Annotated in this window: 17 protein-coding genes and 1 pseudogene; 4 read left to right on the forward strand and 14 right to left on the reverse strand. The window is 73.9% G+C overall.

The window, feature by feature from the left end; all coding sequences use genetic code 11:
* Positions 1–161: 161 nt before the first annotated feature.
* The 7 genes from EES41_RS13125 to hrcA form a co-directional block, all read right to left on the reverse strand.
* The gene (locus EES41_RS13125) at positions 162–1,256 is read right to left on the reverse strand and encodes a carbohydrate kinase family protein (protein ID WP_123078252.1); all 1,095 of its coding nucleotides are present in this window, start codon (positions 1,254–1,256) and stop codon (positions 162–164) included.
* 193 nt (positions 1,257–1,449) lie between these two features.
* Positions 1,450–2,355, reverse strand: a complete 906-nt coding sequence (locus EES41_RS13130; protein ID WP_123078254.1) for a ribonuclease Z — start codon at positions 2,353–2,355, stop codon at positions 1,450–1,452.
* Between the two features lie 3 nt (positions 2,356–2,358).
* On the reverse strand, positions 2,359–2,718 hold the full coding sequence (locus EES41_RS13135; protein ID WP_123078256.1) for a histidine triad nucleotide-binding protein: 360 nt from the start codon (positions 2,716–2,718) through the stop codon (positions 2,359–2,361).
* 86 nt (positions 2,719–2,804) lie between these two features.
* Positions 2,805–3,548, reverse strand: coding sequence for a 16S rRNA (uracil(1498)-N(3))-methyltransferase (locus EES41_RS13140; RefSeq protein WP_123078258.1), 744 nt, complete (start codon positions 3,546–3,548; stop codon positions 2,805–2,807).
* Positions 3,545–4,636, reverse strand: a complete 1,092-nt coding sequence (locus tag EES41_RS13145; protein WP_123082427.1) for a nitronate monooxygenase — start codon at positions 4,634–4,636, stop codon at positions 3,545–3,547. The genes EES41_RS13140 and EES41_RS13145 overlap by 4 nt, the downstream gene beginning before the upstream one ends.
* A 168-nt stretch (positions 4,637–4,804) precedes the next feature.
* A complete protein-coding gene (dnaJ, locus tag EES41_RS13150) occupies positions 4,805–5,944 on the reverse strand; it encodes a molecular chaperone DnaJ (protein WP_008738888.1) in 1,140 nt (379 codons plus the stop codon).
* On the reverse strand, positions 5,945–6,961 hold the full coding sequence (hrcA, locus tag EES41_RS13155; protein WP_008738889.1) for a heat-inducible transcriptional repressor HrcA: 1,017 nt from the start codon (positions 6,959–6,961) through the stop codon (positions 5,945–5,947). It abuts the gene before it with no gap.
* Positions 6,962–7,128: 167 nt separating this feature from the next.
* Here hrcA and EES41_RS13160 point away from each other — a divergent pair, with 167 nt between their 5' ends.
* Together EES41_RS13160 and EES41_RS13165 are read left to right on the forward strand one after the other, a co-directional pair.
* Positions 7,129–7,854, forward strand: coding sequence for an MBL fold metallo-hydrolase (locus EES41_RS13160; RefSeq protein WP_123078259.1), 726 nt, complete (start codon positions 7,129–7,131; stop codon positions 7,852–7,854).
* Positions 7,855–7,882: 28 nt separating this feature from the next.
* A complete protein-coding gene (locus EES41_RS13165; RefSeq protein ID WP_123078260.1) occupies positions 7,883–8,680 on the forward strand; it encodes a DUF3097 domain-containing protein in 798 nt (265 codons plus the stop codon).
* A 130-nt stretch (positions 8,681–8,810) separates the two neighbouring features.
* Here the strand turns inward: EES41_RS13165 and hemW are convergent, their stop codons facing one another.
* The 3 genes from hemW to lepA all read right to left on the reverse strand — a co-directional run bounded on the left by hemW (position 8,811) and on the right by lepA (position 14,033).
* The gene (gene hemW, locus EES41_RS13170; protein WP_123078261.1) at positions 8,811–10,043 is read right to left on the reverse strand and encodes a radical SAM family heme chaperone HemW; all 1,233 of its coding nucleotides are present in this window, start codon (positions 10,041–10,043) and stop codon (positions 8,811–8,813) included.
* 32 nt (positions 10,044–10,075) lie between these two features.
* A complete protein-coding gene (locus tag EES41_RS13175) occupies positions 10,076–11,965 on the reverse strand; it encodes a long-chain fatty acid--CoA ligase (protein ID WP_123078262.1) in 1,890 nt (629 codons plus the stop codon).
* A gap of 202 nt (positions 11,966–12,167) precedes the next feature.
* Positions 12,168–14,033: a translation elongation factor 4 gene (gene lepA / locus EES41_RS13180; protein WP_123078263.1), complete on the reverse strand. Its 1,866-nt coding sequence runs from the start codon at positions 14,031–14,033 to the stop codon at positions 12,168–12,170.
* A gap of 246 nt (positions 14,034–14,279) precedes the next feature.
* Between lepA and rpsT the strand changes: the two genes are divergently transcribed.
* Complete coding sequence (gene rpsT, locus EES41_RS13185; RefSeq protein WP_008738895.1) at positions 14,280–14,546, forward strand: 30S ribosomal protein S20; 267 nt, start codon at positions 14,280–14,282, stop codon at positions 14,544–14,546.
* Between the two features lie 519 nt (positions 14,547–15,065).
* Here rpsT and holA read toward each other — a convergent pair.
* The gene (holA, locus tag EES41_RS13190) at positions 15,066–16,058 is read right to left on the reverse strand and encodes a DNA polymerase III subunit delta (RefSeq protein WP_174261682.1); all 993 of its coding nucleotides are present in this window, start codon (positions 16,056–16,058) and stop codon (positions 15,066–15,068) included.
* 151 nt (positions 16,059–16,209) lie between these two features.
* On the opposite strand from holA, the gene EES41_RS13200 reads away from it, so the two are divergent.
* Complete coding sequence (locus EES41_RS13200; RefSeq protein ID WP_123078265.1) at positions 16,210–16,452, forward strand: hypothetical protein; 243 nt, start codon at positions 16,210–16,212, stop codon at positions 16,450–16,452.
* Positions 16,453–16,469: 17 nt separating this feature from the next.
* Here EES41_RS13200 and EES41_RS13205 read toward each other — a convergent pair whose 3' ends face one another.
* The 3 genes and pseudogenes from EES41_RS13205 to EES41_RS13215 all read right to left on the reverse strand — a co-directional run bounded on the left by EES41_RS13205 (position 16,470) and on the right by EES41_RS13215 (position 20,519).
* Positions 16,470–17,330 carry a YceI family protein gene (locus EES41_RS13205; protein ID WP_123078266.1) on the reverse strand — a complete coding sequence of 287 codons (861 nt, stop codon included), beginning with the start codon at positions 17,328–17,330 and terminating at the stop codon, positions 16,470–16,472.
* A gap of 157 nt (positions 17,331–17,487) precedes the next feature.
* Positions 17,488–19,713: pseudogene (locus EES41_RS13210) on the reverse strand (ComEC/Rec2 family competence protein); the annotation flags it as partial.
* 164 nt (positions 19,714–19,877) lie between these two features.
* Positions 19,878–20,519 (reverse strand): ComEA family DNA-binding protein, encoded by a 642-nt coding sequence (locus tag EES41_RS13215; RefSeq protein WP_123078267.1) that lies wholly within the window; start codon positions 20,517–20,519, stop codon positions 19,878–19,880.
* Between the last annotated feature and the right edge of the window lie 199 nt (positions 20,520–20,718).

Below are 20,718 nucleotides of genomic sequence, written 5' to 3' on the forward strand. Positions count from 1 at the left end.
CCTCCGCCCGCCGCCCCGCGCGGTTTCCCGGCCCGGCCGCCGCCTGTCGCCCCCGCGGCCCCGCGCGGTTTCCCGGCCCGGCCGCCGCCTGTCGCTCCCGCGGCCCCGCGCGGTTTCCCGGCCCGGCCGCCGCCCGGCCGGGGAACCGGCGCGCCGCCCGGCTACGCGCCCGGGCGGAATCCGATCGTCGGGACCGCCCGGCGCCGCGGCGCGGGGGCCGCCGGCGGCGGGAGCAGGGCGTCCAGGAAGCCGTACGGCCCGCGCAGCGCGTCCGGGGCGGCGGCCCACCAGTGCGCCACCTCCGCCCACCCCGGCGCCGACAGCGAGCCGCCGAACTCCTGGACCGACAGCGCCGCCGTCAGGCCCGCGAACGCCAGCCGGTCCGCCAGCGGCCACCCCGCCAGGGTGCCTGTGACGAAACCCGCCACGTACACGTCTCCGGCCCCCGTGGGGTCGAGCGCGTCCACCGCGATACCGGGGACCTCGGCCGTCTCCCCGGTCCGGCCGTCCACCGCGCAGGAGCCCTCCGGGCCCATCGTCACGACCGCGATCGGCACCTTCTCCGCGAGCTTGCGGGCCGCCGCCCGGGGGCAGTCGGTCCGCGTGTAGCGCATGGCCTCCCCGGCGTTGGGCAGGAACGCCTCGCAGTGCTCCAGATCGGCCAGCGCCCCCAGGTCCCAGCGCCCGCTCTCGTCCCAGCCCACGTCGGCGAAGACCCGGGCCCCCTGCCGGGCCGCCGTCGCGATCCACTCCTCCCCCCGCCCGGGCCCCAGGGAGGCCACGGCCGCACGGGCGCGGGGCGGGCAGCGCGGGAGGCCGGGGTCGGCGGGCGGCGGGGCCTCGTGGCCGTGCGAGACCATCGTGCGCTCGCCCTCGTAGGCCATCGAGACCGTGACCGGGCTGTGCCAGCCGGGGACGGTGCGCGACATGGTCAGGTCGATGCCCTCGCCCTGTTCGAGCGCGTCCCAGCAGTACTCGCCGTAGTGGTCGTCGCCGAACGCCGCGGCGAGCGAGGTGCGCAGGCCGAGGCGGGCCAGCGCGGTGGCCATGTTGGCCACGCCGCCGGGGCTGGAGCCCATGCCGCGCGCCCAGGACTCCGTACCGCGCACCGGGGCCGAGTCGAGGCCGGTGAAGATGATGTCGAGAAAGACCGTGCCGGTGAGGAAGACGTCGCAGCCGGGTTCGTGGGGGTCACGGAGCGGACCGAGCGGGTCCACGGCGGAGCTGCGGCTGGTGCGGCTGTCCCGACTGGTCACGGTGTACTCCCCGGATGATGCGCGTGCGGCCGAAGGGTCGTTTCTGCGGGATGGGTTCCCACGGAAAGCTCCGAGCCCTCCCCGCCCGGACGCAACCCAAACCCAAGTGTGGCCCAGATCACCCCCGGGCCGCTCCCCAGCCACCTCCGGCGCCCCCGCCGGGGGGCTCCGGCGGAGGCTCCCCCTGGCGGTCTCAGCCCCGCTTCGGCAGGGGAACCCGTACGAGGTCCTCGGCGATCGTCAGCTCCCCCTCGAACCCGGCCGCGCGGGCCTGCCGTTCGAACGCGCCGGGGTCGGAGTAGCGCTGCGAGAAGTGCGTCAGCACCAGGTGCCGTACGCCCGCGTCGCGCGCCGTCCGGGCCGCCTGGCCGGCGGTGAGGTGCCCGTGGTCGGTGGCGAGGCGCTCGTCCTCGTCGAGGAACGTCGACTCGATGACCAGCATGTCGCAGCCCCGGGCGAGTTCGTCCACGCCGGGGCAGAGCCGGGTGTCCATGACGAACGCGAAGCTCTGTCCGGGCCTGTGCTCGCTGACCTCGTCGAGGCCCACGCCGCCCAGCCGGCCCTCGCGCTGGATCCGGCCCACGTCCGGCCCCTTGATCCCGTGCCGCGCGAGCAGTTCGGGCACCATGCGGCGGCCGTCGGGCTCGCTGATCCGGTAGCCGAAGGACTCGACCGGGTGCGACAGCCTGCGGGCCTCCAGGGTGTACGAGGACCCGCGCGCCAGCGTCCCGTCCCCGGCCACCGGCTCCTCGCGCAGCCGTACGGTCTCCCGGTAGGCGGTCGCGTACCGCAGCCGGTCGAAGAACTTCTGCCCCGAGGCGGGGTAGTGCGCGGTGACGGGGTGCGGGACCTGGTCGAGGTTGATCCGCTGGATCACCCCGGCGAGGCCGAGGCTGTGGTCACCGTGGAAGTGGGTGACACAGATCCGGTTGATGTCGTGCGCGGCGACCCCGGCCCGCAGCATCTGGCGCTGCGTGCCCTCGCCCGGGTCGAAGAGGATGCCCTCGCCGTCCCAGCGCAGCAGGTAGCCGTTGTGGTTGCGGTGGCGGGTGGGCACCTGGCTGGCGGTGCCCAGCACCACGAACTCTCTTACGGACACGGGCTATCCGGGGGGCCACTGGAGGCCGCGGCCCCCGAGGAGGTGGGCGTGGGCGTGGAAGACGGTCTGGCCCGCGCCGGCGCCGGTGTTGAAGACGATCCGGTAGCCGTGGCCGTCGATCTTCTCCTCGGCGGCGATCCGGCCCGCCTCGGCCAGCACGTCGGCGGCGACGGTGGGTTCGGCGGCCGCGAGGGAGGCGGCGTCGGGGTAGTGGACGCGCGGGATCACGAGCACGTGCGTGGGCGCCTGCGGGCTGATGTCCCGGAAGGCGAGGGTGGTCTCGGTCTCCCCGACCACGGTCGCCGGGATGGACCCTGCGACGATCTTGCAGAACAGGCAGTCGGCCTGCGGTTCCCCGGCCATTGCGTTCGCCTCCCGTGACGTTGGATCGGTCGGGGCATCGTATCCACCCCCCCTCCCGGTCCGGGGGCCCACCACCCCCCGGGGGTTCAGGACCAGCGGCCCGTCCGGGCGAGCAGGACCGCCGTCGCGGCGGTGCCGGCGGTGGAGGTGCGCAGGACCGGGCGGCCCAGCCGGTACGGGTGGGCGCCGACGGCGGCGAAGGCGGCCAGCTCATCCGGGGAGACGCCGCCCTCCGGGCCGACCACCAGCACGATCGACCCGGCGGCGGGCAGCTCGGCCGTCGCCAGCGCCCGCGAGGGCGCGTCCCGGTCCTCGTGCAGCACCATCGCCAGGTCGGCGTCCGCGAGCAGCGCCGCGACCTGCTTCGTGGACATGGCCTCGGCGACCTCCGGGAAGCTGACCCGGCGGGACTGCTTGCCCGCCTCGCGGGCCGTGCCCCGCCACTTCGCCAGGGACTTCGCGCCCCGGTCGCCGCGCCACTGGGTGATGCACCGCGAGGCCTGCCACGGCACGATCGCGTCCACGCCGGTCTCGGTCATCGTCTCGACCGCGACCTCGCCCCGGTCGCCCTTGGGGAGGGCCTGCACGACGGTGACGCGTACGGCGGGCTCCGCTTCCGTGAAGACCCCGGACACCGCGACGACCAGCCGGTCCTTGCCCTCCGCCGCCTTGACGACCGCCTCGGCCCAGCTGCCGCGGCCGTCCGTGAGGACCACCGCCTCGCCCGGGTTCAGCCGCTTCACCGAGACCGCGTGCCGGCCCTCGGGGCCGTCCAGCACGAACTCCGGCCCCGCGGGGACCTCTTCGACCACGAACACGGGGGCCGTCATGACACTCTCCTCGTCTGCGTTTCCTTCAGCACGCCCTGCGCCTCGGCCAGTTCCGCCGCGAGCACCTCCACCAGCTCGCCCGCCGGTACGGTCCGGGCCAGCCGGTGTCCCTGGCCCGCCCACAGCGCCATGCCCTGCGGGTCCCCGGCCGCCGCGGCCGCCTTGCGCAGCCCCGAGGTGAGGTGGTGGACCTGCGGGTACGCGGCCGGGGCGTACGGCCCGTGCTCGCGCATGAACCGGTTCACCAGCCCCCGCGCGGGCCGCCCGGAGAACGCCCGGGTCAGCTCGGTGCGGACGAACAGCGGGTCCGTCAGCGCCGCCTTGTGCAGCGGGTGGGCCCCCGACTCCGGGCACGCCAGGAACGCGGTGCCGAGCTGCGCCGCCTCCGCTCCGGCCGCGAGCACGGCCGCGATCTGCGAGCCGCGCATCAGGCCGCCCGCCGCGATGATCGGGAGGGCGACCCCTTCCCGTACCTGCGCGACCAGCGCGAGCAGCCCGACGCCGGCGGTGCCGTCGGCCTGCGGGTCGTCGCGGTGGGTGCCCTGGTGGCCGCCGGCCTCGACGCCCTGGACGCAGACGGCGTCGGCGCCCGCCTCCTGGGCGGCGCGGGCCTCCTCGACCGAGGTCACGGTGACGACGGTGTGCGTACCGGCCTCGCGCAGCCGGGCGAGGGCGGCGGGCGCGGGGCAGCCGAAGGTGAACGAGACGACCGGGACCGGGTCTTCGAGGAGGATGGCGAGCTTGGCGTCGTAGCCGTCGTCGCAGGTGCCGATGATGTCCTCGGCGGCGAGGGAGACCTCGTACCAGCTGGCCTCGCCCGCGAGCTGTCCGCGGTAGGCCTCGACGGCGGCCGGGTCGACGTAGCCGGTCTGCGGCATGAAGAGGTTCACGCCGAAGGGCCGCCGGGTCAGCCCCCGGGTCTGCTTGATCTCCTGGTACATGCCGTCGGCGGTCTTGTAGCCGCCGGCCAGGAAGCCCAGCCCGCCCGCTTCGCACACGGCCGCGGCGAGGGCGGGACAGGAGGCGCCGCCCGCCATGGGAGCCTGCACGATCGGGAACCGGTAGAGACCGTTCGGTGCGGAGGACATGGACTGCATCGTGCCATGTCCCGCTCACCGCACCGAATCACGGCATTCGCCTGGCATAGTCCGCTTCAGCGGCCTGGCGCGTTCGCGCCGGGCGCCCGGCGCGAACGCGCCGAACCCGGTCCGGGGCGTCCCCGGACCGGGCTCGTACGACGGTGACCGCGCTCGGCGTCAGCGGCCGTTGAACGCGTCCTTCAGACGGCTGAACAGACCCTGCTGGCCCGGCGCGAACTGGCCCATCGGCCGCTCCTCGCCGCGCAGCTTGGCCAGCTGGCGCAGCAGGTCCTCCTGCTGGGCGTCCAGCTTGCCCGGCGTGGTGACCTCGACGTGGACGATCAGGTCGCCCCGGCCGCCGCCGCGCAGGTGCGTCACGCCGCGCCCGTGCAGCGGGATCGACTGGCCGGATCCGGTGCCGGGCCGGATGTCGATCTCCTCCATGCCGTCCAGCGTCTCCAGCGGGCACTTGGTGCCCAGGGCCGCCGCCGTCATGGGGATGGTCACGGTGCAGTGCAGGTCGTCCCCGCGCCGCTGGAAGGTCGGGTGCGGCAGTTCGTGGATCTCCACGTACAGGTCGCCGGCGGGGCCGCCGCCGGGGCCGACCTCGCCCTCGCCCGCGAGCTGGATCCGGGTGCCGTTCTCGACGCCGGCCGGGATCTTGACCGTGAGGCTGCGGCGGGAGCGGACCCGGCCGTCGCCCGCGCACTCGGGGCAGGGGGTCGGGACCACGGTGCCGAAGCCCTGGCACTGCGGGCAGGGGCGCGAGGTCATGACCTGGCCCAGGAAGGACCGGGTGACCTGCGAGACCTCACCGCGGCCGCGGCACATGTCACATGTCTGCGCCGAGGTGCCGGGGGCGGCGCCTTCGCCGGAGCAGGTGTTGCAGACGACCGCCGTGTCGACCTGGATGTCCTTGGTCGTCCCGAAGGCCGCCTCGTCCAGCTCCAGGTCCAGGCGGATCATCGCGTCCTGGCCCCGCCGGGTCCGCGAGCGCGGGCCGCGCTGCGAGGACTGGCCGAAGAAGGCGTCCATGATGTCGGAGAAGTTGCCGAAGCCACCCGCACCGAATCCGCCCGCGCCACCGCCGCCGCCCGAGGAGGACAGCGGGTCGCCGCCGAGGTCGTAGACCTGCTTCTTCTGCGGATCCGAGAGGACCTCGTACGCCGCGTTGATCTCCTTGAAACGCTCTTGCGTCTTCGGGTCCGGATTCACATCCGGGTGGAGCTCACGCGCGAGGCGGCGGAAGGCCTTCTTGATCTCGTCCTGCGATGCGTCGCGGCGTACGCCGAGGACCGCGTAATAGTCCGTGGCCACTTACGACTCCGCCAGGATCTGTCCGACGTAACGTGCCACTGCGCGTACCGCTCCCATCGTTCCGGGGTAGTCCATGCGGGTCGGTCCGACCACGCCGAGTTTGGCGACACTCTCGCCGCCCGAACCGTAGCCGACCGAGACGACGGACGTGGAGTTCAGTCCCTCGTAGGCATTCTCATGCCCGATCTTCACGGCCATCCCCGACTCGTTGGCCTCGCCCAGCAGCTTGAGGAGCACGACCTGCTCCTCCAGCGCTTCGAGCACCGGCCTGATCGTCAGGGGGAAATCGTGTCCGAAGCGGGTGAGATTGGCGGTGCCGCCGATCATCAGCCGCTCCTCGGCCTCCTCGACCAGGGTTTCGAGGAGGGTGGCGAGCACGGTCGAGACCGTGGCCCGGTCCTCCGCCTCGAAGGATTCGGGGAGGTCCTGCACCAGCTGCGGCACGTCGGTGAACCGACGGCCGACGACCCGGCTGTTGAGCCGCGCCCGCAGATCGGCGAGGGAAGCCTCGCCGAAGGGGGTCTGGCAGTCGACGAGCCGCTGCTCGACCCGCCCGGTGTCCGTGATCAGTACGAGCATCAGCCGGGCCGGGGCCAGCGACAGCAGCTCGACGTGCCGGACGGTGGAGCGGGTCAGCGACGGGTACTGGACGACGGCGACCTGCCGGGTGAGCTGCGCGAGCAGCCGCACCGTACGGCCGACGACGTCGTCGAGGTCCACGGCGCCGTCGAGGAAGTTCTGGATGGCCCGGCGCTCGGGCGTCGACAGCGGCTTGACGCCCGCCAGCCGGTCGACGAACAGCCGGTAGCCCTTGTCCGTGGGGATCCGGCCGGCGCTGGTGTGGGGCTGGGCGATGTACCCCTCCTCCTCCAGCACGGCCATGTCGTTGCGCACGGTGGCGGGCGAGACGCCGAGCCGGTGCCGCTCGGTGAGCGCCTTGGAGCCGACCGGCTCCTCCGTCCCGACGTAGTCCTGGACGATGGCGCGCAGCACTTCGAGTCTGCGTTCGCTGAGCATCGCGCACACCTCCAGCTGTGATGCGTGGTCGTGGTCTCGGTCTTGGTACCGGCCCGTTTGGCACTCGGGGCATACGAGTGCCAGAGAACCCCCGGTCAGTGTACGGCCGGGTAGTACGCCGGAGGCAAGGGCGGTCGCTCGGGGGGTCGCCAGGGTAGCGTCACGGCATGGACGTCCGATGGGAAGAGGCGGGCTGGGAGCGGTTGACCGGGCGGGCCGGCCGGCGGCGGCTTCCGGTGTGGGACTGCACGGTGGGACTGGTGGTGGGGGACGATTCGGTCCTCCTCGTCGATCCCGGATCGTGCGTGCGCGAGGGCGCGGAAGTGCGGGCCGAGGCGGAGCGGCTGACCGGCCGCCGCGTGACCCATATCGCATTCACGCACGGCCATTTCGATCACGTGCTGGGCGGGGCCGCGTTCTCCGGGGCCGAGGTCTTCGGGGCGGTCGGGCTGGACGCGCTGCTGTCGGTGGGGCGCGACGAGCTGCGCGGGGACGCGGTGCGGCACGGGCTGGCGGAGGCGGAGGCCGCCGAGGCGGCGGACCTGCTGGCGGCGCCGAAGCACCTGGTGTCGGGCGAGTGGACGCTGGACCTGGGCGGGGTCCAGGTGCTGCTGGCGAACGTCGGCCCCGGGCACACCCGGCACGACCTGGCGGTGTTCGTGCCGGGTGCGCGGGAGGTGGTGTTCTGCGGGGACCTCGTGGAGGAGTCGGGCGACCCGTCGGCCGGCCCGGACGCGGTGCCCCGGCAGTGGCCCGCGGCGCTGGACCGGCTGCTGTCGCTGGGCGGCGACGACGCGCTGTACGTGCCGGGTCACGGAGCGGTGGTCGGCGCGGCCTTCGTGCGTGCGCAACGGGACACACTGCGGGCGCGGTTCGGCGTGTCGGAGGCGTGAGCACGGGCTCTCTCGTACCGTCGGCCGGATGCGCGAGTACTCCCCCGACCTGACCCCGCAGTGGAAGCGTGCCCGAGCCGTGCCGGAGGTGGCGGCGGACCCGGGCCTGGTGGTGGAGGTGGCCGGTACGGACTTCTGCGGCGCGGTGGTGGCCTGCGAGGCGGGCACGGTGACGCTGGAGGACCGCTTCGGCAAGCGGCGGGTGTTCCCGCTGGAGCCGCGCGGGTTCCTGCTGGAGGGGGCGGTGGTCACCCTGACGCGCCCGGCGCGGGGGCCGGCCGCACCGGCCCGTACGGCGTCGGGCTCGGTGGCCGTGCCCGGGGCGCGGGCGCGGGTGGCGCGGGCGGGCCGGATCTACGTCGAGGGGCGGCACGACGCGGAGCTGGTGGAGCGGGTCTGGGGCGACGACCTGCGGATCGAGGGCGTGGTGGTGGAGTACCTGGAGGGCATCGACGACCTTCCCGCCGTCGTCGCCGATTTCGCCCCGGCCGCGGACGCCCGTCTCGGCGTCCTGGTCGACCATCTGGTCCCGGGCTCGAAGGAGTCCCGCATCGCGGCGTCGGTGACCTCCCCGCACGTCCTGATCGTGGGCCACCCGTACGTGGACGTCTGGCAGGCGGTGAAGCCGTCGGCCCTGGGCATCGCGGCGTGGCCGGTGATCGGGCCGGGCCAGGACTGGAAGACGGGCATCTGCCGGGCGCTGGGCTGGCCGGAGAGCACCGGGGCGGCCTGGCAGCACATCCTGTCCCGCGTGACGTCGTACAAGGACCTGGAGCCCACCCTCCTCGGCGCGGTGGAACACCTCATCGACCACGTCACGAGCTGACCCGGCCGCGCGGGGCGCGGCCGGGGGCCCGCTCGGGCTCAGCGCGGGGTCAGCGCGGGTCAGCGCGGCTCAGCGCGGGTCAGCGCGGCTCAGCGCGGCTCAGCGCGGGTCGGCGCGGGTCGGCGCGGGGTCAGTCGACCAGGTCGCGGACGACCGCGTCGGCCAGGAGCCGGCCGCGAAGGGTCAGGACGGCGCGGCCCGCCGCGTAGGGGCCGGGCTCCAGCAGGCCGTCCGCCAGCGTCCGCCCGGCCGCGGCCAGCCCGGCGGGGGCCAGCAGCGCCAGCGGGCAGCCGTCCACCAGCCGCAGCTCCAGCAGGATCCGCTCCACCCGCCGGTCCTCCGCGGACAGCAGCTCCCGCCCCGCCCCCGGGGACCGCCCCCCGGCCAGGGCCGCCGCGTACGCGCCGGGGTGCTTCACGTTCCACCACCGCACCCCGCCCACGTGCGAGTGCGCCCCGGGACCCGCGCCCCACCAGTCGGCCCCGCGCCAGTACAGCTCGTTGTGCAGGCAGCGCCCCGCCTCCGAGGTGGCCCAGTTCGACACCTCGTACCAGGAGTACCCCGCCTCGGCCATCACCGAGTCCGCGATCAGGTACCGGTCCGCGTGCACGTCGTCGTCCGTCATCGGGACCTCGCCCCGCCGGATCCGCCGCGCCAGCTGGGTGCCTTCCTCCACGATCAGCGCGTACGCCGACACGTGGTCCGGCCCCGCCCCGAGCGCGGCCTCCAGCGAGGCCCGCCAGTCGTCGTCGGACTCGCCCGGGGTGCCGTAGATCAGGTCCAGGTTCACGTGCTCGAACCCCGCGGCCCGCGCCTCCGCGACACACGCCTCGGGCCGGCCCGGCGTGTGCGTGCGGTCCAGCACCTTCAGGACGTGCTGCTTGGCGCTCTGCATGCCGAAGGAGACCCGGTTGAAGCCCCCGGCCCGCAGCTCCTCCAGGTACCGCGGGTCGACCGACTCCGGATTGGCCTCCGTGGTGACCTCGGCGTCCTCGGCCAGCCCGAACTCGTCGCGGATCGCCGCGAGCATCCGTACGAGGTCCCCGGCCGGCAGCAGCGTCGGCGTGCCGCCGCCCACGAAGACGGTCCGCACGGGGCGCGGGTCGTCGCCCAGCACCTTCCGCGCCAGGCGCACCTCGTCGATCAGGGTGTCGGCGTAGTTCTCGCGGGAGGCGAGCACGCCGCCGCTGCCCCGCAGCTCGGTCGCGGTGTACGTGTTGAAGTCGCAGTACCCGCAGCGCGTGGCGCAGTACGGGACGTGCAGGTAGAACCCGAGCGGCCGGTCCCCGGCACCCGCCAGGGCGTGCGACGGCAGCGAGCCGTCTTCGGGCATGGGTTCACCGTCGGGCAGTGCGGAAGGCATGCGCCCATTGTCCCGCACCGCCCGAAGGTCGTTTACGCCTCGCGCGTCCCGGCGTACATCTCCTCGATCAGGTGCTTGAACTCGCGCTCGACGACCGGCCGCTTCAGCTTGAGGCTGGGCGTGAGGTCGCCGTGCTCGATGTCCAGGTCGCGCGGGAGCAGCCGGAACTGCTTCACGGTCTGCCAGCGCTGGAGGCCCGCGTTCAGGGTCTGTACGTACGTCTCGACCATCCGGTTCGTCTCCGGCGCGGCCACGATCTCGGCGTACGTCTTGCCCTCCAGCCCGTTCTCGGCGGCCCAGACCAGGATCGACGGGCCGTCGAGGGCGATCAGCGCCGAGCAGAAGTTCCGGTCCGCGCCGTGCACCACGATGCTGGAGACGTACGGGCAGATCGCCTTGAACTGGCCCTCGATCTCCGCCGGGGCGACGTACTTGCCCCCCGAGGTCTTGATCAGGTCCTTCTTGCGGTCGGTGATCCGCAGGTAGCCGTCGGGCGACAGCTCGCCGATGTCACCGGTGTGCAGCCAGCCGTCCGGCTCCAGCACCTCGGCGGTCTTCTCGGGCTGGCCGTGGTAGCCCTGCATGATGCCGGGGCCGCGCAGCAGGATCTCGCCGTCGTCGGCGATGCGGACCTCGGTGCCGGGGAGCGGCTTGCCGACGGTGCCGGTGCGGTAGGCCTCGCCCGGGTTGACGAAGGAGGCGGCGCTGGACTCGGTCAGTCCGTAGCCCTCCAGGATGTTGATGCCGGCGCCGGAGAAGAAGTAGCCGATCTCGGGGGCCAGGGCGGAGGCGCCGGAGACGGCGGCGCGCAGCCGGCCGCCGAAGGCCTCGCGGAGCTTGGAGTAGACCAGCGCGTCGGCGATCTTGTGCTTGGTGGTGAGGCCGAACGGGGCGGTCGCGTTGCCGGTGCGCCGGTAGTTGTCCTGGGTGACCTTGGCGTACTCGCGGGCGATGCCGACCGACCACTGGAAGATCTTGTACTTGGCGCCGCCGCCGGCCCGGGCCTTGGCCGCGACCCCGTTGTAGACCTTCTCGAAGATGCGCGGGACGGCCGCCATGTAGGTCGGCTGGACCACCGGCAGGTTTTCGATGATCTTGTCGATCCGGCCGTCCACGGCGGTGACGTGCCCGACCTCGATCTGGCCGGAGGTGAGCACCTTGCCGAAGACGTGCGCCAGCGGCAGCCACAGGTACTGGACGTCCTCGCTGGTGATCATCCCCGTCGCGACGGTGGCCTTGGCCATGTACGACCAGTTGTCGTGCGGCAGCCGTACGCCCTTGGGGCGGCCGGTGGTGCCCGAGGTGTAGATCAGGGTGGCGAGCTGGTCGGCGGTGATCGCCCCGATCCGCTCCTTGACCGCCTCGGGGTTCTTGGCGAGGTACTCCCTGCCGCGCGCCTCCAGGTCGTCGAGGGAGAGCACCCAGCCTTCCGGATCGCCCTCGGCCGCGATCGCGTCGGCGCTCTCCACGACCACCACGTGCGACAGCGCGGGCAGGTCGGCGCGCCGCTCGCGGGCCTTGGCGAGCTGCGAGGCGTCCTCGGCGATCAGTACGTGGCTGTCCGAGTCGGCGAGGATGTACGCCGACTCCTCGGCGTTGGTGCTGGGGTAGATGGTGGTGACCGCGCCGCCCGCGCACATCACCCCGAGGTCGGCGAGGATCCACTCGACCCGGGTGCCGGAGGCGAGGGCGACCCGCTGCTCGGATGCGAGCCCGAGGTCGATCAGACCGGCCGCGATGGCGAAAACGCGCTCGGCGGCCTGCCCCCAGCTGAGTGACTTCCAGTCGTCGGGGCCCTCGCCGCCGGCCGCGGGGACCGGGAACCGGTAGGCCTCCGCGTCCGGCGTGGCGGCGACACGCTCAAGGAACAGGGCCGCCACGGTGGGCGGGCGGTTCTCGATCAAGGTCTGTGTGTCGCTCACGGACGTCCTCCGGACCACGCGGCAGGGCCTGCATTGGGCAAGTGACTCTGGGCTGAACAGTGACTCGATGCTTTGGTAACCGGCGAGTAACCAGAGATCAGACTAGGGGCCCTCCGCCTGGCGCGTAAGGGCCAGCGGGCGGCCGATTCATAACGAAACAGGCCCCCGCGCGTCCGCACGGGGGCCCGTTTCGCATACGGCGCTACTTCTTCTTGCCGCCGGAGTCGTCGCTGGACAGCACCGCGATGAAGGCCTCCTGCGGGACCTCCACGGAGCCGACCATCTTCATCCGCTTCTTGCCTTCCTTCTGCTTCTCCAGCAGCTTCCGCTTACGGGAGATGTCACCGCCGTAGCACTTGGCGAGGACGTCCTTGCGGATGGCGCGGATGGTCTCGCGGGCGATGACTCGGGAGCCGATCGCGGCCTGGATCGGGATCTCGAAGGCCTGCCGCGGGATGAGCTCGCGCAGCTTGGCGACCAGGCGCACGCCGTAGGCGTAGGCCGCGTCCTTGTGCGTGACGGCGGAGAAGGCGTCGACCTTGTCGCCGTGCAGCAGGATGTCGACCTTGACCAGGCCGGAGGCCTGCTCGCCGGTGGGCTCGTAGTCGAGGGAGGCGTAGCCGCGCGTCTTGGACTTCAGCTGGTCGAAGAAGTCGAAGACGATCTCGGCGAGCGGAAGGGTGTAGCGGATCTCGACGCGGTCCTCGGAGAGGTAGTCCATGCCGAGGAGGGTGCCGCGGCGCTGCTGGCAGAGCTCCATGATCGCGCCGATGAACTCGGAGGGTGCGAGCAGGGTGGCCCGTACGACCGGCTCGAACACGTCCGAGATCTTGCCCTCGGGGAACTCGCTCGGGTTGGTGACGGTGACTTCCTTGCCGTCCTCCATGACCACCCGGTACACCACGTTGGGCGCGGTGGCGATCAGGTCGAGGCCGAACTCGCGCTCCAGGCGCTCGCGGACCACGTCCAGGTGCAGCAGGCCGAGGAAGCCGACGCGGAAGCCGAAGCCGAGCGCCGCCGAGGTCTCCGGCTCGTAGACGAGCGCGGCGTCGTTGAGCTGCAGCTTGTCCAGGGCCTCGCGCAGGTCCGGGTAGTCCGAACCGTCGAGCGGGTACAGACCCGAGAAGACCATCGGGCGCGGGTCCTTGTAGCCGCCGAGGGCCTCGGTCGCGCCGTTGTGCAGGCTGGTGATGGTGTCACCGACCTTGGACTGACGGACGTCCTTCACGCCGGTGATGATGTAGCCGACCTCGCCGACGCCGATGCCGTCGGACGGGGTCATCTCCGGGGAGGAGACACCGATCTCCAGCAGCTCGTGGGTGGCGCCGGTGGACATCATCCGGATGCGCTCGCGCTTGTTGAGCTGGCCGTCGACCACACGGACGTAGGTGACGACACCGCGGTACGAGTCGTAGACCGAGTCGAAGATCATCGCGCGCGCCGGGGCATCCTTGACACCGATCGGCGCCGGGACGGTGGCGACGATCCTGTCGAGCAGGGCGTCCACGCCGACACCGGTCTTCGCGGAGACGCGCAGCACGTCCTCGGGCTGGCAGCCGACCAGGTTCGCGAGCTCCTCGGCGAACTTCTCCGGCTGGGCGGCCGGCAGGTCGATCTTGTTCAGGACCGGGACGATCGCGAGGTCCTTCTCCATCGCCAGGTACAGGTTGGCGAGGGTCTGCGCCTCGATGCCCTGGGCGGCGTCCACCAGGAGGACCGTGCCCTCGCAGGCGGCCAGCGAGCGCGAGACCTCGTAGGTGAAGTCGACGTGCCCGGGGGTGTCGATCATGTTCAGGACGTGCGTGTTGCCCTTGCCCTCGCCCTCGGTGGGCGCCCAGGGCAGACGGACCGCCTGCGACTTGATCGTGATGCCGCGCTCACGCTCGATGTCCATGCGGTCGAGGTACTGGGCGCGCATCTGCCGCGAGTCGACCACGCCGGTGAGCTGAAGCATCCGGTCGGCGAGGGTCGACTTGCCGTGGTCGATGTGCGCGATGATGCAGAAGTTGCGGATCAGCGCCGGGTCGGTACGGCTCGGCTCGGGCACGTGGCTGGGGATGGCGGGCACGCAGTGTCCTGATTCTCGGGTCGCGGTCGGAACGAAGTCTGAGCGAAGGTTCGAATCTCGTCGCCCTCGTCGGCGCGCGATGTCGGATCTGTACGCAGACTCCCATGGTCCCATGGACGGGGCAGTGCGCTCGGTTTGGGCCGGTCGGAGCCTGCCTGGTAGCCTGGGCAGCTGTGTCTCGTATGCCCTCTCAGCTGTCGGGACACAATCCGAAGATCAAATCTCTGAACCTGCAAAGGCTCTTTCGTGGCGAACATCAAGTCCCAGATCAAGCGGAACAAGACGAACGAGAAGGCGCGCCTGCGTAACAAGGCCGTCAAGTCCTCGCTCAAGACCGCGATCCGCAAGGCCCGCGAGGCCGTCCTCGCCGGTGACGTCGAGAAGGCCACCGTGGCTTCCCGTGACGCCGCGCGTGCGCTCGACAAGGCTGTCTCGAAGGGTGTCATCCACAAGAACGCCGCCGCCAACAAGAAGTCGGCGCTGGCCTCCAAGGTCGCCACCCTGCAGGGCTGAGCTCCCTGATGTGAAAGCCGGGTAGGGATCCAGTGGGCCCTCTCTCCCACTCCTGACCGGCACCCCGCGCCGCACACGAAGCGTTCGCCACGCGGGTGCGGCGCAAACACAAGCAGTAACCGAAGGCCCCGGCCGCCCCCCTTCCCCAGGGGGACGGCCGGGGCCTTCGCCTTCCCCAGCCCCGCCGCACCCTGCCAGCCCCACCGCACCCTCCAGCCCGGCCGCGCCCCCCAGCCGCGCCGCGCCCTCCAGCCCCGCCGGCGTTTGAGGCGCGGGGGTTCGGGGGCAGCGCCCCCGACAACGGCGCAGCAGGCGGGAGGCGGGCGAAGGCCGGGGAGGGTGAACCCGCGCGGCGCCCCCACCGCGCACCAGCACCCGGCAGCAGGCCGGCCGGGCAGCAGGCAAACGGCAGACGGCAGACGGTCGGCCAGGGCCGATCGGGGCCGGCCGGGAACGGGGCTCCCCCGCGCCGCGGCGCGCCGCGCGCCGCCCGGGCGTAGGCCCGCCCGGGCGGAAGGGCTACCGCCGCTGCGGCCGCGCCGCACGGGCCACGGCCACGACCGCCTTTTCCAGGGCGTACTCGGGATCGTCGCCGCCGCCCTTGACCCCGGCATCCGCCGCGGCCACGGCGCGCAGCGCGTCCGCGACTCCGTCCGCCGACCAGCCCCGCATCTGCTGCCGGACCCGGTCGATCTTCCACGGCGGCATTCCCAGGTCCCGCGCCAGGTCGCCCGGGCGGGCCCCGCGCGGGGCCGAGGCCAGCTTGCCGATGGCCCGCACCGCCTGGGCCAGCGCGCTGGTGATCAACACCGGCGCCACCCCCGTGGACAGGGACCAGCGCAGGGCTTCGAGGGCCTCGGCGGCCCGCCCCTCGACCGCGCGGTCGGCGACCGTGAAGCTGGAGGCCTCCGCCCGGCCCGTGTAGTAGCGGCCCACCACTGCCTCGTCGATGGTGCCCTCGACGTCCGCGCACAGCTGCGCCGCCGCGCTCGCCAGCTCTCGCAGGTCGCTGCCGATCGCGTCGACCAGCGTCTGGCACGCCTCGGGGGTCGCCGAGCGCCCCAGCGTCCGGAACTCGCCCCGAACGAACGACAGCCGGTCCGCCGCCTTCGTCATCTTCGGGCAGGCGACCTCCCGGGCACCCGCCTTCCGCGCGGCGTCCAGCAGGCCCTTGCCCTTGACTCCGCCGGCGTGGAGGAGGACGAGGATGATCTCCTCGTACGGCGCCGCGAGGTACGCCTTCACTTCCTTCACGGTGTCGGCGGACAGGTCCTGCGCGTTGCGCACGGTCAGGACCTTGCGCTCGGAGAAGAGCGAGGGGCTCGTCAGCTCGGCCAGCGTGCCGGGCTGGAGCTGCTCGGGCATGAGGTCCCGGACGTCCGTGTCGGAGTCGACGGCCCGGGCGGCCGCCACCACCTCCCGCACGGCACGGTCGAGGAGCAGGTCCTCCTGCCCCACCGCGAGGGTGAGCGGAGCCAGCGGATCGTCGGTGGAGTTCTTCCTGGTGGCCATCGCCTCCAGCATCCCATGCCGCACTGACAGTCCCCCGCGCTGCGGCCTTCCCCGCTCCGGCCTCCCCCTCTCCGGCCTCCCCCTCTCCGGCCTCCCCCTCTCCGGCCTCCCCCGGCCCGGCGCCGCTCGACTCGTGCCCGAGAATGGTCGGGTGAACGTGCGACATGTACTGGTGCTGCCCGACCGCGACGCCGCCGAGGAGGTGGCGCAGGAGGTCGTCGACTGCTTCGGGCTGTCCGAGGATCCGCGACTGGTCCGCGACGCCCTGGCCGGCGAGGACGACGCGGAGGACGCCCAGTGGCTGGTGGTCGTCGAGGACCCGCGGGAACGGCTCGACCCGACCGCCCTGGACGCCCTCGCCTCCGCATACGAGGGCTGGCTGGAGGCTCCCTAGGAGCCCGCGCCCGGGCCCTACGCCTTGTGGACGATCTGGACGTCCAGCTCCACTTCCACCTGCGCGCCGACCGCGGCGATCCCCTGGGCCAGCACCGACTGCCAGTTCAGGGTGAAGTCCTCGCGGTCCAGTTCGGCCGTGGCCCGGCAGGCCGCGCGAGGCTCGCCCTCCAGCCCCGTGCCGAGGCCGAGGTACTGGGTGTCCAGGGTCACCGAGCGGCTCACGCCGTGGAGCGTCAGGGCGCCCGCGACGGCCCAGCGGCTGCCGCCGCGGTGGATGAAGCGCTCGCTGTAGAACTCCACCGTCGGGTACCGGGCCGCGTCCAGGAAGTCGGCGGACCGCAGGTGGTCGTCCCGCATCCGCAGCCTGGTGTCGATGCTCGCCGCGTCGATGATGACGTGCATGGAGGAGTCCTCCATCCGGTCGGCTATCCGGACCGCGCCCGCGAAGGTGTTGAACCGGCCGTGGATCCGGGCGAAGCCGATGTGCCGCGCCGTGAAGGCGATCGACGAGTGCGCCGGGTCGAGTTCCCAGTGCCCCGGCGCGGGCAGCAGCGGAGGCTCCACCGCGTCGAGGATGATCTCCCCCGTGCCCGGCTGCGCCGGGTCCCCGACGAGCGTCGCCCCGTGGAACGGCGCGTAGCCCTCGGCCGTGACGGAGAGCCGGTACTCGCCTTCCGGCAGGGCGGCGGTGAGCCCGCCGAACGGGTCGGTCTCGCCGCTGACGATCCGTCTCCCGATCGGGTCGGTCACCTCGAACTTGGCCTGCCGGATGGGCTGATGGACGGTGTCCAGCACCCGGCAGCTCAAGAGCCCCGCCGTGGGCGGCAATGACAAGGTCGCGGATGTGTGTGAGCTGGCACTTCCGGCCGTCTCCATCCCCCGTCGACGTCCGAACATGGTTGATGCACCCCCGTGCTGTATGAACGTGGACCGCTCTGGCGAAAACGCATTCGATCATGCTGTCGGGTTGTGGGCAAACAGAGCGGTGCGGCCCGGTATGCCCGCGCCGCATCCGGCGCCGTCCGGCCGGAAAGGCCCTCATCCCCGCACCGCTTCCGGAGACGGCCACGGAGCCGTCCGTATCGGTGCGCAGAACGGTCGCCCCCAAGGCCCGCAGCCGCGCGAGCGTATCCGGTGCGGGGTGCCCGTAGCGATTCCCCGCGCCGACGGGGACGATCGCGATCCGGGGCCTGACCCGGGCCTGCAGGGCGGGGTCCTGGTGCGCCGAACCGTGGTGGGCGACCTTGAGCACATCCACCGGGCCCAGCTCCGGACGGGCCTTCAGCAGGGCCTGCTGGGCGGGTGGTTCGAGATCGCCGAGCAGCAGCAGCGTCAGCCCGGGACCGCGGACCAGCAGGGCCACGCTCGCGTCGTTCGGGCCGTCCGGCGGCGGGCCCTCGGGCGGCGGCCAGAGCACCTCCCACTCCAGCGGCCCGGCCCGCCGCCGCTCCCCCGCCGACGCCGTGACCACCGGCACACCGGCTGCCGTCGCGGTCCGCCGGACGGACTCCGCCTGCCCGGGCGGCTCCGCCAGGGCGGTGGTCTGAATCACACCCACGGCCCGGCCCCGCAGCACCCCGGACAGGCCGCCCACGTGATCGGCGTGAAAGTGCGTCAGCAGGAGCAGCGGCACCCGGCGCACCCCCAGGGTGCGCAGGCAGTCGTCCACCGGTCCCGGTTCCGGGCCCGCGTCGACCACCAGGGCCGTGCCCGGGCCGATGGCGAGCACCGCGGCGTCGCCCTGGCCCACGGCGCACTGGACGTAGCTCCAGTCGGGCGGCGGCCAGCCGGTGAGGCCACGGGTGAGCTGCGGCGGCCGCAGCACGGCGAGGAGCAGCAGCAGGGCCACCGCGGCGCAGGCCCACTTCCGGCGGCCGAACCAGCCCCCGAGGCCCACCACGGCCAGCGTGGCGACGGCCAGCAACAGGCCCCCGGTGACCCCGCCGGGCCAGGCCAGCTCCGCGCCCGCAAACCCCGCCCCGGTCCGCGCCACGGCGGCGATCCACCCGGCCGGTACCCCCGCGCACCAGGCGAGCAGCTGCGCCGCCGGCATGCTGAGCGGCGCGGTCGCGAGGGTCGCGAAGCCGAGCACGGTCGCCGGACCCGCCGCGAGCTCCGCCAGCAGGTTGCACGGCACCGCTACGAGGCTCACCCGGGCGGAGATCACCGCGACGACCGGCGCGCACACCGCCTGGGCGGCCGCCGCGGCCCCCAGCGCCTCGGCGAGGCGGGGCCGCACCCCGCGCCGCCGGAGGGCCTCGCTCCACCGGGGCCCGAGGGTCAAGAGGGCCCCGGTGGCCAGGACGGAGAGCAGGAAGCCGTAGCTCCGGGCCAGCCAGGGCTCGTACAGCACGAGGCACAGCACGGCGGCGGCCAGCGCGGGGATCAGGGACCTGCGCCGCCCGGTCGCGAGGGCCAGCAGGGTGACCGCCCCGCAGGCGGCGGCCCGCAGCACGCTCGGCTCCGGCCGGCACACCACCACGAACGCCAGCGTCAGGGCCGCGCCGCTCAGGGCCGTCGCCCGCAGGGAGAGCCCGAGCCGGGGTGCCAGCCCACGCCGCTCAACGTGCTGGGCGCCGGCCGGGGGCCCGATGAGCAGGAACAGGACCACGGTCAGGTTGGAGCCCGACACGGCCAGCAGGTGCAGCAGGTCGGTCGCCCGGAACGCCTCGTGCAGGTCGGGCGGGACCCGTGAGGTGTCCCCGACCACCAGCCCGGGCAGCAGGGCCCTGGCATCCGGCGGGAGCCCCTCGGTGGCGGTGCGCAGCCCGGCCCGCAGGCTCCCCGCGACCCGCTGCGCGGCGTCGGGGCCGCCGGTCACCCCGGGCGGGGTGTCGCCCGACGGCCGGACCAGCGCGACGGCCCGCTCCCCGCCCCGGGCCGGGGCCAGCCGGGCGACGACCGCCACCCGCGTCGAGGGCTGCAGCCGGGCCCAGTCGGGGTGCCCGGCCAGGACCCGTACCGGGGTCTCGACCCGGGTCCGCGACCCGTCGGGCCCGGTCACCCGGGTCACCACCGCGTCCAGCATCAGCAGCGGCGGCCCCTGCCCGCCGCCGACGGTGCGCGGGTCGGAGGCGACGGTGAGCTCCAGGGACACCCGGGCGTGCTCCCGGGCCAGCGCCTCCACCGGCCCGGCCCGCGCCTCGGCCCGCTGGAGCCCCGCCACCCCGGCCGCCGCGGCGGCGCACAGCAGGGCCGCGGCGGCGGCCGTGGCGGGCCGCCACAGGGACCGCGGGCTCCGACGGCAGCCGGCCAGCATCAGCAGTCCCGCACCGGTCGCCCCCAGCCCCACCCCGGCAGCGGTCCAGCCGGCCGGCGCGTCGAGCGCGAGGGCCGCCGCCACCCAGGCGGCCACGGCCGGCGCCACGAGCCGCAGGTCCGCCGGCCCGCTCTCCGGGCCCGGCCCCTGCGCCCCCGGGCCGTTCACGGCCGCACCAGCTTGCGGAGGTCGGCGAAGCGGCGCTCGCCGATGCCGTTCACCTGGCGGAGGTCCTCCACCGACCGGAAACCCCCGCGCGCGGTGCGGAAGTCCACGATGTGCTGCGCGAGCACGGGGCCCACTCCGGGCAGGCCGTCCAGCTGATCGACGGTGGCACTGCCGAGGCTCAGCGGCCCGGCCGCCGGCCCGGAAGCGCCCGGGAGCGGCGGCGCGGGGGCTCCGACGAGCACCTGCTCGCCGTCCACCAGCACCCGGGCCCGGTTCAGCCCGCCGGTGTCCGTGCCCGGGCGCACTCCCCCGGCGGCGGCCAGCGCGTCCTCCACGCGGGATCCGGCGGGCAGCCGGCGGACCCCGGGGTCCCGGACCTTGCCGCTGACGTCCACCACGATCCGGTTCCCCCCGGCCCCGGGGCTCGGTGTCGGCGCCGACACCGGGGCGACCACGGCCGGCGCGGTCACCGGCTGCGGGCGGCCCGACCAGTACTGCTGCGCGGCGAACCCGACGGCGGCGACGAGCACCACCCCCACGGCGGCCACCGTCCGCGGCTCCACCCCGCACCGGGCCTGCAGCCACACCGGCAGCCGCTCCCGCACGGCAAGTCCCCGAGCCGCCCAGGCGGCCGGCACGGGCTGCTCCGCCGGCTCCGGAGGCGGCGGTACGGGCGGCGCGGCAGCGGCACGTAAGACAGCCGGCTCGGCCACAGGCTCCACGGCCTCCGGAGCCGGCGGGGCAGGAGGCGGCGGGGCAGGCCGCACCGCCAACGGCGGGGCAGGCCGCACCGCCAACGGCGGGGCAGGCTCACCGCCAACGGCGGGGCAGGCCGCA

Origin of the sequence: Streptomyces sp. ADI95-16 (assembly GCF_003721495.1) — a bacterium.
Lineage (GTDB): Bacteria > Actinomycetota > Actinomycetes > Streptomycetales > Streptomycetaceae > Streptomyces > Streptomyces goshikiensis.